At 72.0% G+C, this 12976-nt stretch carries 11 protein-coding genes; 4 read left to right on the forward strand and 7 right to left on the reverse strand.

What is annotated here, in order from left to right; translation table 11 throughout:
• Positions 1 to 90: 90 nt before the first annotated feature.
• Positions 91 to 1917 carry a gamma-glutamyltransferase gene (locus AB0412_RS08045; RefSeq protein ID WP_366401660.1) on the reverse strand — a complete coding sequence of 609 codons (1827 nt, stop codon included), beginning with the start codon at positions 1915 to 1917 and terminating at the stop codon, positions 91 to 93.
• A 103-nt stretch (positions 1918 to 2020) separates the two neighbouring features.
• Here AB0412_RS08045 and AB0412_RS08050 point away from each other — a divergent pair, with 103 nt between their 5' ends.
• Positions 2021 to 2836 (forward strand): SAM-dependent methyltransferase, encoded by an 816-nt coding sequence (locus tag AB0412_RS08050; RefSeq protein WP_366401661.1) that lies wholly within the window; start codon positions 2021 to 2023, stop codon positions 2834 to 2836.
• 24 nt (positions 2837 to 2860) lie between these two features.
• Here AB0412_RS08050 and AB0412_RS08055 read toward each other — a convergent pair whose 3' ends face one another.
• Together AB0412_RS08055 and AB0412_RS08060 are read right to left on the reverse strand one after the other, a co-directional pair.
• Entirely contained in the window at positions 2861 to 3550 is a 690-nt protein-coding gene (locus AB0412_RS08055) for a response regulator transcription factor (protein WP_366401662.1), read from the reverse strand.
• On the reverse strand, positions 3547 to 4695 hold the full coding sequence (locus tag AB0412_RS08060) for a sensor histidine kinase (protein ID WP_366401663.1): 1149 nt from the start codon (positions 4693 to 4695) through the stop codon (positions 3547 to 3549). Before AB0412_RS08060 ends, AB0412_RS08055 begins: the two co-directional genes overlap by 4 nt.
• Positions 4696 to 4862: 167 nt before the next feature.
• Here AB0412_RS08060 and AB0412_RS08065 point away from each other — a divergent pair, with 167 nt between their 5' ends.
• From AB0412_RS08065 to AB0412_RS08075, 3 genes are all read left to right on the forward strand, one after another.
• The gene (locus tag AB0412_RS08065; RefSeq protein ID WP_366401664.1) at positions 4863 to 5876 is read left to right on the forward strand and encodes a carboxymuconolactone decarboxylase family protein; all 1014 of its coding nucleotides are present in this window, start codon (positions 4863 to 4865) and stop codon (positions 5874 to 5876) included.
• A 185-nt stretch (positions 5877 to 6061) separates the two neighbouring features.
• Positions 6062 to 6727, forward strand: coding sequence for a hypothetical protein (locus AB0412_RS08070; RefSeq protein WP_366401665.1), 666 nt, complete (start codon positions 6062 to 6064; stop codon positions 6725 to 6727).
• Between the two features lie 355 nt (positions 6728 to 7082).
• Positions 7083 to 7925, forward strand: coding sequence for a CAP domain-containing protein (locus AB0412_RS08075; RefSeq protein ID WP_366401666.1), 843 nt, complete (start codon positions 7083 to 7085; stop codon positions 7923 to 7925).
• 39 nt (positions 7926 to 7964) lie between these two features.
• Here AB0412_RS08075 and AB0412_RS08080 read toward each other — a convergent pair whose 3' ends face one another.
• The 4 genes from AB0412_RS08080 to AB0412_RS08095 all read right to left on the reverse strand — a co-directional run bounded on the left by AB0412_RS08080 (position 7965) and on the right by AB0412_RS08095 (position 12881).
• The gene (locus AB0412_RS08080) at positions 7965 to 9485 is read right to left on the reverse strand and encodes an NCS1 family nucleobase:cation symporter-1 (protein WP_366401667.1); all 1521 of its coding nucleotides are present in this window, start codon (positions 9483 to 9485) and stop codon (positions 7965 to 7967) included.
• A 48-nt stretch (positions 9486 to 9533) separates the two neighbouring features.
• Positions 9534 to 10535: a TIGR03842 family LLM class F420-dependent oxidoreductase gene (locus tag AB0412_RS08085; RefSeq protein WP_366401668.1), complete on the reverse strand. Its 1002-nt coding sequence runs from the start codon at positions 10533 to 10535 to the stop codon at positions 9534 to 9536.
• A gap of 11 nt (positions 10536 to 10546) precedes the next feature.
• A complete protein-coding gene (gene hydA / locus AB0412_RS08090; protein WP_366401669.1) occupies positions 10547 to 11932 on the reverse strand; it encodes a dihydropyrimidinase in 1386 nt (461 codons plus the stop codon).
• Between the two features lie 106 nt (positions 11933 to 12038).
• Positions 12039 to 12881: a nitrilase-related carbon-nitrogen hydrolase gene (locus AB0412_RS08095; RefSeq protein ID WP_366401670.1), complete on the reverse strand. Its 843-nt coding sequence runs from the start codon at positions 12879 to 12881 to the stop codon at positions 12039 to 12041.
• Positions 12882 to 12976: the final 95 nt, after the last annotated feature.

The following is a 12976-nucleotide window of genomic DNA, read 5'->3' on the forward strand; positions in this document are numbered from 1 at the left end:
GGAATCGGCATGAACATGAGGTTCGCCGAGGTGACGGGCCGTGGGATGCGTGCCCGGCACTCCCCGGGCACCCTCCGCGCTCCCGGCGTCTCAGCGGCCGACCGCGTACCCCTGCATGCCGCGTGGGTTCGCCGCGGCGGAGAGGACGCCGGTGGCCGGGTCGCGGGCGACCGCGCACAGGCGGCCCTCGGACCAGGGTCCGCCGATCGTGACGTCGTGACCGCGGCGCCGCAGTTCCCGGACGACGGACTCGTCCGTGCGGGACTCGACGGTGACGCTGCCCGGGCGCATGCCGCGGGGGTAGAAGGAGCCGGGGAAGCTGTCGTTGTGCCAGTTCGGGGCGTCGATGGCGCCCTGGAGGTCCGGGCCGCCGCGTACCTGCCCGCGCAGCGCGACCGCGAGGAAGAAGTGCAGCTGCCACTGGTCCTGCTGGTCACCCCCGGGCGTCCCGAACGCCATGACCGGCTCCCCGTCGCGCAGCGCGATGGACGGCGTGAGGGTGGTGCGGGGGCGGCGGCCCGGTGTGAGTGTGTTCGGCAGGCCCTCCTCCAGCCAGGTCATCTGCAGCCGGGTGCCGAGCGGGAAGCCGAGTTCCGGGACGACGGGGTTGGACTGGAGCCAGCCGCCGCTGGGCGTGGCGGCGATCATGTTGCCCCAGCGGTCGACGACGTCCAGGTGGCAGGTGTCGCCGCGGGTGCCTCCGTCCCCGGTGACCTCCGGTTCCCCGGGGACGGGCGACGCCGGGCCCTTGGCGACCGTCGGCTCCCCGACACCCAGGCGGCTGAGGCCGGGCGTGTCGGTGGCCACCACACGCGCGTGCGCGGGGAGCCGGGGGACGCGGCCGCCGGGGCTGCCGGGCCGCAGCTCGTGGGAGGCGCGCGGTCCGACCCGGGTGCGCCGCTCGGTGTTGTACTCCGCGGACAGCAGGTCGTCGAGCGGCACGTCGGCCGCGTCCCCGTACCAGGCCTCGCGATCGGCCATGGCGAGCTTGCAGCCCTCGATCAGCAGGTGCAGGTAGTCGGCGGACCCGTGGGGCGGCAGCTCCGGCGGGAGGAGAGCCAGTTGCTGGAGGAGCACCGGGCCCTGGCTCCAGGGGCCGGCCTTGCACACGGTCCAGCCGTCCCGTTCGTACGTCACCGGGCTCTCGTAGGTCGCGGACCAGCCGGCGAGGTCGTCGGCGGTCAGCGTCCCGGTGTGGTGCCGGCCGCTGGTGTCCAGGGTGGGCCGCGCCGCCTGCCGCACCAGGGCGTCGGCGATGAAGCCGGTCCGCCAGACGCCGCGGGCGGCCTCGATCTGCGCCTCCCGGTCCCCCGCCCCGGCGACCTCGCCGAGCAGCCGCTTCCAGGTGGCGGCGAGGGCGGGATTGCGGAACAGGGCGCCGGGGCGCGGGGCCCGGCCACCGGGCAGGTACACCTCGGCGGACGAGGTCCACTCGGTCTCGAACAGCCGCCTCACGGTCTCCACGGTCGCGCCGACGTTCTCCACGGGCGCGTGCCCGTGCTCCGCGTAGCCGATGGCGTACTTCAGGACGTCGGCGAGGGTCTTGGTGCCGTGGTCGCGCAGCAGGAGCATCCAGGCGTCGAAGGCACCGGGGACGGCGGCGGCGAGGGGGCCGGTTCCGGGGACGAGTTCGAGGCCGAGCGCCCGGTAGTGGGCGGCGCTCGCCCCGGCGGGCGCGACGCCCTGCCCGCACAGGACCCGTACCTCGCCGCCGGCGGGGGCGAGGAGGATCGGCACCTCGCCGGCCGGCCCGTTGAGGTGCGGCTCGACGACATGCAGCACCAAGGCGCCGGCCACGGCCGCGTCGTACGCGTTGCCGCCGTCCTCCAGGACGGCCATCGCCGACTGCGAGGCCAGCCAGTGCGTGGACGACACCATGCCGAAGGTGCCCTGCAGGGTGGGGCGGGTGGTGAACATGCCCGCAGGCTATCGCCGGCGCACCGAACTGAAGTGCGCGGCAACCGCGTTGGGCGTAGGTTGTGGTGGATCACCTGCCCCTGCCGAGAGACGGACCGTACCCATGAGCGATCCCGCGACGACGCCCGGCCCCGCCGCCCGGCAGAACATCGACACCTCGGTCCCGCACTCGGCCCGGATCTGGAACTACTGGCTCGGCGGGAAGGACAACTACCCCGTCGACGAGCAGGCCGGCGACGCCTACACCGCCGTCTTCCCCGGCATCGTGACCATCGCCCGCAGCAGCCGGGCCTTCCTGCGCCGCACCATCACCTACCTGGTGGCCGAGGCGGGCATCCGGCAGTTCCTGGACGTCGGAACGGGGCTGCCGACCGCCGACAACACCCATGAGGTCGCGCAGCGCATCGCCCCCGAGACGCGGATCGTCTACGTCGACAACGATCCGATGGTCCTGGCCCACGCCCGCGCCCTGCTCTACTCCACGCCCGAGGGCGCGACCGCGTACGTCGACGCCGATGTGCGGGATCCGGAGCGGGTGCTGGCGGCGGCCGCGAAGACGCTGGACCTGAGCCGGCCCACGGCGCTCATCCTCAGCAACATCCTGGGCCACATCCCCGACTACGAGCAGGCCCGCTCCGTCGTCACCCGCCTGATGGACGCCCTGCCCTCCGGCAGCTATCTGTCCGTCAACGACGGTTCGCGGGGCATCGATCCGGTCTTCGAGCAGGCCCAGGACGCCTACAACGACAGCGGCGCCGCGCCGTACGTCCTGCGCACCGTGGAGGAGATCACGGCGTACTTCGACGGACTGGAGCTCGTCGAGCCCGGCGTGGTCTCCGTCCCCCTCTGGCGCCCGGACCCCACCTCCCCGGCCCTGGAGCCCATCGGCGAGCACGGCGGCCTCGCCCGCAAGCCCTGAACCGGTACGTCACCGACCGAAGGATCACCGTCCGCGGGCGGTGACCAGGCCCGACTCGTAGGCGAAGACGACGAGTTGGGCCCGGTCGCGAGCGCCGAGCTTGGTCATCGCGCGGCTGATGTGGGTCTTGGCGGTGAAGGGGCTGATGACCATGTGGGCGGCGATCTCCTCGTTGGTCAGTCCGCGGGCGGCGAGCGCCGTGACCTCGCGTTCCCGGCGGGTGAGGCACTCGAGGCCGGGGGGTGTGGCGCGGTCGGGGGGCCGTGCCACGAACTCGCCGATCAGGGTCCGGGTGACCGAGGGCGACAGCAGCGCCTCGCCGCGGGCGACCACCTCGAGGGCCTGGAGGAGGTCGGCCGGTTCGGTGTCCTTGAGGAGGAATCCGCTGGCGCCGGCCCGCAGCGCCTCGAAGACGTAACTGTCGAGGCCGTAGTTGGTGAGGATGACCACGCGTACGGCGGCGAGCGCCGGGTCGGCGGCGATGCGGCGCGTGGCCTCGATGCCGGACATCACCGGCATCTGCACGTCGATCAGCGCGATATCGGGCACCTGCTCCCGTACCAGGGCGACTCCTTGCTCCCCGTCGGCGGCCTCTCCGACCACCTCGATGCCGTCCTCGGCGTCCAGGAGGGCGCGGAACCCCGCCCGCATCAGCCCCTGGTCGTCGACGAGCACGATGCGCAGCACCTGCGGCCGCGAGGGCGTCTCGGTCATGCCGGCTCCCCCGCCGTCGCCGCCTGGTCCCTGGCCCGGCCTCCGTCCGCCTCTCGCACCGGCAGCCGTGCCCGCACCGAGAAGCCGCCCTCCGGGCGGGGGCCCGTGGTGAGGGTGCCGCCGAGCGCGGCGACGCGCTCCCGCATGCCGGTCAGACCCGTGCCCGGCGGCGAGGGACGGGCCGGGTCGGCCCTGCCGTCGTCGTCCACCCGTATCGTCAGCTGCTCGTCGCCGTAGTCCAGCCGGACCCGCACCGTGGCGGGACCGGCGTGCCGGGCGGCGTTGGTGAGGGCTTCCTGGACGATGCGGTAGGCGGCCCGGTCGACGGCCGCAGGGACAGGGCGCGGCTCGCCGGTCACGGTGAGCTCGGCCGGCAGGCCCGCAGCGCGGGCGCGGTCCACCAGCTGCCGGGGCGTGCCGACGGGGTCGTCCGTGCGCAGCACCTCCAGGGTGGCGCGCAGTTCGCGCATCGCCTCGCCGCTCGCCTCCTGGATGGCGAGCAGTGCGGGCGGCACCTCCTCGCCGCGTTTGCGCGCGAGGTGGACGGCGACGCCGGCCTGGAGCTTGACGATGGAGATGCTGTGGGTGAGCGAGTCGTGCAGCTCCCGCGCGATGCGCAGCCGCTCCTCACCGGCCCGGCGCAGGGCGGCCTCCTCGCGGGTGCGTTCCGCCTGCAGTGCGCGTTGTTCGGTCTGGCGCAGGTACGCCTGCCAGTTGCGGTCGGCCAGCCCGGTGACCACCGCGCACAGGAACCAGCCCAGCAGCAGCGCGGCGCGCTCCGCGACCTCCCGCGTGCCGGGCCCCGTGCCGACGTACGCGGCCAGGAACACCGTGCTCGCCGCGCCCGCCAGGCCCCGGTGCCCGACGCGCGCCGCGGTGTGCACGGCGCCGAGGACCGGCAGCGCGGCGAGCGGCCCCGGGTGGGCGTGCAGGACGTAGCCGGCGCCGGCCGCGGTGGCGACGGCCAGCACCGCCCGCGGGGCGGAACGGTGGAAGGCCAGGGCCGCCGAGGCGACGGCGATGAGCACGTGGTCGAGCACGGTCGTGGCGTGGTCGAGGGCGGCGGTGGTCATGACGAGGGCACCGACCACGACCGCGAGGGCCGCGTCGCCGATCCGCCGGCCCGTGATCTGACGCCCACTCATGCTCGCACTCTAGGCGCCGCCACCGACACCGGCGTCAGCCCTGTGGACGGATCCGGCACTACTCCCCGCGAAGTAGTCGCCCCCTCCTGCGGGTCCGGCCGGCGCAGCCGGGACTGCATCCGGCCGTACGACGACCGGGGAGGGACCGGCGCCGCACGCTGACGTGCATGACTTCACCCTTCCGTCACACCGAACCGCTTCCGCCCGCGTCGGCCACGGGCCGCGTCGCGGAGGTCTACGAGCAGATCGCCCGTGACTTCGGCATCGCCGAGCCGTCCACCTTCGTTGTCCTCTCCTCCGCACCCGAACTGCTCGCGCCCGCGTGGGCGTTGATGCGGGAGTCCCTGATCGCCGGGCCCGGTGCGCGGACCGGCAAGGAGGTCGCCGCCCTCGGGGTGTCGCTCGCCAACAAGTGCCCGTTCTGCGTGGACGCGCACACGGTGCTGCTGCACGCCACCGGCGACCACGCCCTGGCCGAGCGGCTGGCCCGGGGCCGGGAGCCGGAGGACGAGACGCAGGCGCGGGTGCTGGACTGGGCGCGGCGCACCCGGGTGCCGGGCGCCGCCGGGGAGCCGTACCCGTTCCCGCGCCAGGAGGCTCCCGGCTATCTGGGGACGGTGCTCGCCTTCCACTTCATCAATCGGATCGCGTCGGCGCTGCTGACCGAGAACCTGCTGCCGGCGGGGGCTCAGCGGCTGCGCCCGGTGCGCAGTCTGGTGGGCAGGTCGCTGTCCCGCGCGGTGCGCCGCCCCGCCGTGCCGGGGACCGCCCTGGCCCTGCTCGACGGTCCCGCTCCGGGAGCGGGGCCCGGGTGGGCGGCCGGGACACCGGTCGGCCCCGCGTACGCCGCCCTGCGCGGGGCCGCCGCTTCGGGCGCCGGCCTCCTCGACGAGGAGGAGCAGGCCCTCGTCCGGGACACGGTGGCCGCGTGGGACGGGTCGCATCCCTCGCTGTCCTGGCGCGGTCTGCCGGGACGGGACGAACTGCCCGGCGCCCGCCTGGCCTTGCTGTCCGCTCTCGCCCCGTACCGCATCACCGACGAGGACGTGGCCGCCTGGCGCCGGCCGGAGCACACCGATCACTGTCTGGTGCACCTCGTCGCCTACGGCGCGTTCACCGCCGTCGACCGTGTCGAGAGCACGCTGTCCTCTCCGGTCGAGGACCTCACCCGGGAGACATAGCCACCCGCGCCCCGTTCCTGCGCCGGCGGGGGCGGGAACGGGGCGGGAGCGAGGCGGCGGCTCGTCTCCGTCACCGCCCGAGCACGCTGCGAGTTGGACCCTTCCGCACCACAGGGAAGCGTGTGACACTGGCGTCCCGTCCGCAGTGTGGACTCCTTCCGCACCGACCCCACGAGAAGTGCGCCGTGCGTTCCTTTCCTCTGCCGATCGCCCTGACCGCGCGCCTGTCCCCGGTGGTCGTCCTCGCCGCGGCGGGCTGGGCGCTGTCGTCCGGTCCGCTGGCCGCGCCACAGGCCGCCGAGAAGTCGCCGACCGAGAAGACGGGAACCCAGTCCGCCTCCGCCCCGTCGGCGACGCAGGAGGCGAAGACCTACACCTCGGCGCCCGCGCCGTGCGGCGGCATCTCGGAGAAGACGGTCAAGTCCCTTGTGCCCGGCGCCAAGACGTCCGGCAAGGAGATACCGTCGACCGACTCCAAGCTGCGCCGCACCTGCTCGTGGAACGCCCTCAAGGGCTACGAGTACCGGTGGCTCGACGTGTCCTTCGAGGTCATGGAGTCGGACGACGCGGCCGAGCGGTCGTACCAGGGGCGTCTGGAGGAGAAGAGCGGCGGCGGCGCGGTCCCCGGGCTGGGGGACGCCGCGTACTCCGTCGTGAACCTCACCACCGAGGACAAGCAGCAGACGCGGGAGGGCGTGGTCGTGGCCCGCGCCTCCAACGCGCTGGTGATCGTCACGTACAACGGCAGCGACTTCGAGTCGAAGAAGGCGCCGAGCACGGACGAGATCAACAAGGGCGCCATCAAGGCCGCCAAGGAGGCGGTGGCGGCGCTGGAGACCGGCCGCGACTGAACCGGAATCTGCGGTTCCGTGACATCCGTCACACCCACCTCACGATCTATGCGGTCGGCTTAGTAGACAGCCCCGCGACGACATAGTGGACTTGTCCGTCTTGCCCCCGGGCCTGGACGGACACCGGCGGGGGGCGACCCCGCCCGCCGGTGCGCATCACCGTCTCTTCGCGAATGCAAGCCTTTTGACGTGACACCAGGCGTCCCCAGGGCCCCTCCCGTACGGGTCGGCATGCTCTCCCAGCGGCCGCAAGAGGGCTCCGGAACTACGAAGCACGGTAGTAATACGCCCATTGCCTCGGCGCCGGACGGTCCCAAGAATGGCCAGCCTCCGGACAGCAAGGGTGAGGTCACGCATGGGAAAGCATCGCCACCAGCAGCGTTACCGGCGACCGATCGTCGCGGCAGTCGCCATGGGCGTCATAGGCATACCTTCGGTCGCCATGGCCTGTACCGACTGGCCCGGCGACGAGGAGGGGCGGCACGAGCGCACCGCCACCACGGTCGCGGCCGATGACAGGTGGGACGGCGCAAACTGGTACCGCGAGTGGAGCAGCCGGCAGGGCGGCGAGCCCACGGCGACGGCGTCAAAGTCGCCGGCCGCGAGTCCTTCGACGTCCCGCGAGGCCAAGAAGCCGAAGAAGGCGAAGAAGACAGACAGGGCGAGGAAGGCGAAGAGGGCCACGGCCGGGGTCTCCAAGACCTCGCAGGCCCCCGAGCCTGCCGGGACCGCCACCGCCGAGCCCTCCACCACCGCCCCGAAGCCCCCCGCTTCCTCCGCCCCCTCCTCGCCGAGCGCCCCGAAGCCCTCCGCCACCGCCTCCGGAGCCGTCGCCCGGGTCGTGGAGCTGGTCAACGCCGAGCGCAGCAAGGCCGGTTGCTCGGCCGTGAAGGTGAACTCCGCGCTGACCAAGGCCGCGCAGGACCACAGCGAGGACATGGCGGCGACCGGCACCATGTCGCACACCGGCTCGGACGGCTCCTCCCCCGAGCAGCGGATCACCCGCGCCGGTTACAGCTGGAGCGCCTACGGCGAGAACGTCGCCTACGGCTACTCCACTCCCGAGCAGGTGATGCAGGGCTGGATGAACAGCCCCGGCCACCGGGAGAACATCCTCAACTGCTCCTTCAAGGAGATCGGTGTCGGTCTCGCGCAGCCCGGCTCCTACTGGACGCAGGACTTCGGCACCGCCCGCTAGGCGGACCACGGGCCGCTGAAGGGGGCCGCAGGCGCCGGTTCAGGCGCGCCTGCGGCCCGCCATCAGCGCCACGTACACCACGAGCGAGGCCGCGAGCCCGACCGCCCAGCCGTAGTCGGCCAGCGGCTTCAGGAACGGGATCAGCCCGTCCTCGGGGAAGGGGCCCTTGCCCGGCGCCGAGTGGGAGCCGCCCACCGCGAGCACTCCGCCGATCACGAAGGCGGCGACGGCGCGCAGGTTCCAGCCGGAGGTGTACCAGTAGCGTCCGCCGGGCGTGTACAGGCCGGGCAGGTCCAGCACGGTGCGGCGGACGAGCCAGTAGTCGGCGATGAGGATGCCGGCGACGGTGCCCAGCAGCCCGCCGACCAGACCGAGCCAGGTGAAGATGTACAGCTCGGGCGTCTCGGTGAGCTTCCACGGCATGATCAGCACGCCGACGACTCCGGTGATCAGGGCACCGGTGCGGAAGGTGATGAACCGCGGCGCCAGATTCGCCAGGTCGTACGCCGGTGAGACCACGTTCGCCGCGATGTTCACCGAGATCGTCGCGACGAGCACGGTCACCAGGGCGAAGAGCAGTCCGAAGACGTTGTCCGTCTTGGCCGCGAGCGCCACGGGATCCCACAGCGCGACCCCGTACACCGCCTGCGAGCCGGAGGTGACGAACACCGACAGCAGGGCGAACAGCGTCATGGTGGTGGGCAGTCCGAGCGTCTGGCCCCAGACCTGGGCGCGCTGGCCGGCGCCGAAGCGGGTGAAGTCGGGGATGTTCAGGCTCAGCGTGGACCAGAAGGCGATCATGCCCATGAGGGACGGGAAGAACACCGGCCAGAAGTCGGCGCCCCAGCCCAGCTGCGACGGCTGGTCGAGCAGGGGGCCGAGACCGCCGGCCTTGTTCGCGATCCACACCAGCAGCACCAGCGCGCCGACGATGACGAACGGCGCCGCCCAGTTCTCGAACCGGCGCAGCGCCTCCATCCCCCGGTAGATGATGGCCAGTTCGAGCGCCCAGAACAGCAGGAAGCACACCCACAGCGTCCACGGCTGACCGCCCACCTCGGACGCCTCGGCCCAGCCGCCGAAGATCTTGCCCAGCAGCACGAAGATGCCCTGGCCGCCGATCCAGGTCTGGATGCCGAACCAGGCGCACGCCACCCCGGCCCGGATCATCGCCGGCAGGTTGGCGCCGCGCAGCCCGAACGAGGCACGGGCCATCACCGGGAACGGAATGCCGTACTTGGGCCCGGCGTGACCGGTCAGCAGCATCGGCGCCAGCACGATGACGTTGGCGAGCGCGATGGTGAACACCGCCTGCTTCCAGTCCATGCCGAGCGCGACCAGACCGGAGGCCAGCAGCCAGGAGGGGATGTTGTGCGCCATCCCCACCCACAGGGCCGCGAAGTTGTACGTCGTCCAGCGGCGCCGGGCCAGCGGCACGGGCAGCAGGTCGTCGTTGACGAAGCGGCTGTCGGTGGGGACGGTGCCGGGCGGGAGCTCGACGCGTCCGGCCGGGTCGGATATGGGTGGGTCGGAGGGCGTGGGCGGGACGGTCGCGGTCATGGGCGAACCCTTCGGCGGGGAGTACCGGTCGGCGATCGGGGAGACCGGTCAGCGGGCGAGTGCCGGGATGATCTCCGCGCCGTACGCGTCGATCGTCGTCTCCTGCGCGTCGTGCATGTCGTAGACGGCGAACTGGTCGACGCCCAGCTCGCGCAGTGCCTTCAGCTTCTCGATGTGCGCCTCGGCCGGGCCGAGGAGGCAGAACCGGTCGACGATCTCGTCCGGTACGAAGTCCGTGGACGGGTTTCCGGCCCGCCCGTGGTGGCTGTAGTCGTAGCCCTGCCGTCCCTTGATGTACGCCGTCAGCGCCTCCGGCACCATGTCCGAGTGCTCGCCGTAGCGGGACACCAGGTCGGCGACGTGGTTGCCGACCATGCCGCCGAACCAGCGGCACTGCTCGCGGGCGTGCGCGAGATCGTCGCTGACGTAGGCGGGGGCGGCGACGCAGATGGTGACCGAGCCGGGGTCGCGGCCCGCCTGCGCGGCCGCGTCGCGTACGGCCTTCACCATCCACTCGGTGAGGTACGGGTCGGCGAGCTGGAGGATGAAGCCGTCGGCCTTCTGCCCGGCGAGGGCGAGGGCCTTCGGGCCGTACGCCGCCATCCACACCGGGAGCCTGCCGTCGCGCACCCAGGGGATGCGCAGCGGCTGCCCGTCGACCTCGGCCTCGCGGCCCTCGGCGAGGTCGCGGATCACGTCGATGGCCTCGCCGAGACGGGCCAGGGTGTTGGGCCTGCGTCCGGCGACGCGCATGGCCGAGTCGCCGCGGCCGATGCCGCACACGGTGCGGTTGCCGAACATGTCGTTGAGGGTGGCGAAGGTGGAGGCGGTGACCTCCCAGGTGCGGGTGCCCGGGTTGGTGACCATGGGGCCGATCCTCAGCTTCGTGGTGTTGGCGAGGATCTGGCTGTAGATGACGAACGGCTCCTGCCACAGCACGGCGGAGTCGAAGGTCCAGCCGTAGGTGAAGCCGTTGCGTTCGGCGCGCTTCATCAGGCTGATGACCCGGGAGGCGGGCGGGTCGGTCTGCAGGACGAGTCCGAAGTCCATGGGTGCCGCTCCTAGTTCAGGTACTGACAGGTGGACCGCGGGGTGTAGACGCCGTGCCCGGCGCGGCCGGTGTACTCCCGCTCGGTGATGACGGGGACGCCGCGGGACAGCACGGTCTCGACCCGTCCGGTGACCCGCTTGCCCTCGTAGGCCGAGTAGTCGACGTTCATGTGGTGCGTCTCGGCGGACATCACCTGCTCGGCGTGCGGGTCGTAGATCACGACGTCGGCGTCCGCGCCGGGCGCGATGGTGCCCTTCTTCGGGTACAGGCCGAACATCCGGGCCGGGGTCGCGCAGGCGATCTCGATCCAGCGGCGGCGGGAGATGTGCCCGTCGAGGACGGCCTGGTGCAGCAGGTCCACACGGTTCTCCACGCCCGGCAGACCGTTGGGGATCTTGGAGAAGTCGCCGCGGCCGAGTTCCTTCTGGCCGGTGAAGCAGAAGGGGCAGTGGTCGGTCGAGACCACCTGGAGGTCGTTGGTGCGCAGGCCCTGCCAGAGCTTGGCCTGGTGCTCCTTGGGGCGCAGGGGCGTGCTGCAGACGTACTTGGCGCCCTCGAAGTCCGGCTCGGCGAGGTTGTCGGTCGACAGGAACAGGTACTGCGGGCACGTCTCGCCGAAGACGGGGAGCCCCTCGTCGCGGGCACGGGCGAGTTCGGCGACCGCCTCCATCGCCGAGACGTGGACGACGTACAGCGGGGCGCCGGCGACCTGGGCGAGGCGGATGGCGCGGTGGGTCGCCTCGGCTTCGAGGAGCGCCTTGCGTACCTCGCCGTGGTAGCGGGGGTCGGTCTCGCCGCGGGCGAGGGCCTGTTCGACGAGGACGTCGATCGCGATGCCGTTCTCGGCGTGCATCATGATCAGGCCGCCGTTCTCGGCGGAGCGCTGCATGGCGCGCAGGATCTGGCCGTCGTCGGAGTAGAAGACCCCCGGGTAGGCCATGAACTGCTTGAAGGAGGTCACGCCTTCCTCGACGAGGAGGTCCATCTCCTTGAGCGTCTCCTGGTTCACATCGGAGACGATCATGTGGAAGCCGTAGTCGATCGCGCAGTTGCCCTCGGCCTTGGCGTGCCAGGCGTCGAGGCCGGCGCGGAGTGTCTGGCCGACGGTCTGTACGGCGAAGTCGACGATGGTCGTCGTGCCGCCCCAGGCGGCGGCGCGGGTGCCGGTCTCGAAGGTGTCGGAGGCGAAGGTGCCGCCGAAGGGGAGCTCCATGTGGGTGTGGGCGTCCACACCGCCCGGGATGACGTACTTGTCGGTGGCGTCGATGGTGTGGTCGGCGGTGAGTACGCCGGGGGCCGTGAGGGCGGCGATGCGTCCGTCCTCGATGAGGACGTCGGCGTGGATCTCGTCGGAAGCTGTGATGACTAGGCCGCCGTGGATCAGTGTTCGGGTCATCGGGCGCTCCTCGATGTGGGTGTGTGCGGGTTCGTCGTGGCTGGTCGCGCCCGCGCGGCGGTAGCCGCACATCGAGCACAGACCCGCGCCCCTGGGTCAGTCGCCCCTACGGGGTTGTCAGCGGACCGTACGTTCCGGGCGCACGGTCCCTGTAGAACTGCCAGCGGTCCCTGACCTCCCTGAGCTTCGCCAGATCCAGGTCCCTCACGACCAGTTCCGTCTCCTTGTCGCCGGCCACCTCGCCGACGAACTGGGCCTCCGGGTCGACGAAGTAGCTCGTGCCGTAGAAGTCGTTGTCGCCGTACTCCTCCACGCCGACCCGGTTGATCGCGCCGATGAAGTACTCGTTGGCCACCGCTGCCGCCGGCTGTTCCAGTTGCCAGAGGTAGCCGGAGAGGCCGCGGGAGGTCGCCGAGGGGTTGAAGACGATCTCGGCGCCGGCGAGGCCCAGTGCCCGCCAGCCCTCGGGGAAGTGGCGGTCGTAGCAGATGTAGACGCCGATCCGGCCGGCCTGCGTGTCGAAGACGGGCCAGCCGCTGTTGCCGGGGCGGAAGTAGAACTTCTCCCAGAAGCCCCGCACCTGCGGGATGTGCGTCTTGCGGTACTTGCCGAGGTAGGTGCCGTCGGCGTCGATCACGGCGGCGGTGTTGTAGAGGACGCCGGGCTGCTCCTCCTCGTACATCGGGAGCACCAGGACGATGCCCAGCTCGCGGGCGAGGGTCTGGAAGCGCTGGACGATCGGACCGTCGGGGATGTGTTCGGCGTACTCGTAGAAGGCCGGGTCCTGGACCTGGCAGAAGTAGGGGCCGTAGAACAGCTCCTGGAAGCAGAGGACTTGAGCGCCCTGGGCGGCCGCGTCGCGGGCGGCCTGCTCGTGGACCTGGATCATCGACTCCTTGTCCCCGGTCCAGGCGGTCTGGAAGACGGCGGCACGGATCACTCGGCTCATCGCAACCTCCGGTCGCTCGGTGTGCGGCGAGCCTAGGAAGTGCGCGAGCCTGCGGTGAGGTACACCGTGTCACGTCTGCGGGGGCCTGGCGTGTC

This window comes from Streptomyces sp. NPDC052012 (assembly GCF_040689265.1).
Classification (GTDB): Bacteria; Actinomycetota; Actinomycetes; order Streptomycetales; family Streptomycetaceae; genus Streptomyces.

Coding starts and splice junctions, on each gene's coding strand:
- AB0412_RS08055 (WP_366401662.1), bottom strand. CDS start 3,550: ATGACCGAGACGCCCTCGCGGCCGCAGGTGCTGCGCATCGTGCTCGTC.
- AB0412_RS08075 (WP_366401666.1), top strand. CDS start 7,083: ATGGGAAAGCATCGCCACCAGCAGCGTTACCGGCGACCGATCGTCGCG.
- hydA (WP_366401669.1), bottom strand. CDS start 11,932: ATGACCCGAACACTGATCCACGGCGGCCTAGTCATCACAGCTTCCGAC.
- AB0412_RS08085 (WP_366401668.1), bottom strand. CDS start 10,535: ATGGACTTCGGACTCGTCCTGCAGACCGACCCGCCCGCCTCCCGGGTC.
- AB0412_RS08080 (WP_366401667.1), bottom strand. CDS start 9,485: ATGACCGCGACCGTCCCGCCCACGCCCTCCGACCCACCCATATCCGAC.
- AB0412_RS08095 (WP_366401670.1), bottom strand. CDS start 12,881: ATGAGCCGAGTGATCCGTGCCGCCGTCTTCCAGACCGCCTGGACCGGG.
- AB0412_RS08060 (WP_366401663.1), bottom strand. CDS start 4,695: ATGAGTGGGCGTCAGATCACGGGCCGGCGGATCGGCGACGCGGCCCTC.
- AB0412_RS08045 (WP_366401660.1), bottom strand. CDS start 1,917: ATGTTCACCACCCGCCCCACCCTGCAGGGCACCTTCGGCATGGTGTCG.
- AB0412_RS08065 (WP_366401664.1), top strand. CDS start 4,863: ATGACTTCACCCTTCCGTCACACCGAACCGCTTCCGCCCGCGTCGGCC.
- AB0412_RS08050 (WP_366401661.1), top strand. CDS start 2,021: ATGAGCGATCCCGCGACGACGCCCGGCCCCGCCGCCCGGCAGAACATC.